The organism is Desulfuromonas sp. CSMB_57 (assembly GCF_020194955.2).
In the GTDB taxonomy this organism is placed as follows: Bacteria; Desulfobacterota; Desulfuromonadia; order Desulfuromonadales; family Syntrophotaleaceae; genus JAFCIY02.
In genome coordinates this window covers 1-790 of the sequence record NZ_JAFCIY020000044.1, presented here as the reverse complement: position 1 = coordinate 790, position 790 = coordinate 1, and the positions used below count along the sequence as shown (strand labels likewise).

Below are 790 nucleotides of genomic sequence, written 5' to 3'. Positions count from 1 at the left end.
TGGCTGCCGCCACTCCGACCACCAACCCGACGTCCACCGTCATGTTCAAGTCCTTGATCGCGATGAAGTCCCGCAACGTGATCATCTTCGCATTCCATCCCCGCGCCCAAAAGTGCAGCGCCGAAGCCGCGCGGATCATGCGCGACGCGGCCGTCAGCGCCGGTGCTCCGGCTGACTGCATCCAGTGGATTGAAGAACCTTCCATCGAAGGCACCAACCTGCTGTTCAAACACCCGGGCATCAACCTGATTCTGGCCACCGGCGGCAACGCCATGGTCAAATCCGCCTACAGCTCCGGCCACCCGGCCATCGGCGTCGGTGCCGGCAACACCCCGGTATTCGTTTCCAAGTCCGCCAACCTTTCTGTTGCGGTCAACAACGTCATCGCTTCCAAGACCTTCGACAACGGCACCATTTGCTCTTCCGACCAGTCCATGATCTTCGACGACAAGGCAACGGCCGATAAAGCTGTCCAGATGTTGATCGAACGTGGTGCTTATCTTGTTAAACCGGAAGAAAAGGCCAAACTCGAAGCAGTTATGTTCGACAAGGAACGCGGCGTTCCGGCCATGGCCATCGTTGGCAAGTCGCCTCAAGCCATCGGCAAACTGGCCGGGATCAATGTTCCCGATGATGCCAAGCTGCTGCTGGTGCCCCTGACCACCATCGGTCCCGAAGACTGGTTCAGCCATGAGAAACTGTCCCCGGTGCTCGGCTATATTGCCTTCAACAGCACCGATGAAGCCATCGAAGCCGCCAAAACCCAGCTGCGCTGGGGCGGCGCCGGCCA

The 790-nt window shown here is 59.4% G+C and carries 1 protein-coding gene; it reads left to right on the top strand.

Annotated elements, in window-relative coordinates; all coding sequences use genetic code 11:
* Positions 1–41: 41 nt before the first annotated feature.
* The coding region (locus JQN68_RS12390) for an aldehyde dehydrogenase family protein (RefSeq protein WP_349632321.1) at positions 42–790 on the top strand (749 nt) is incomplete at its 3' end.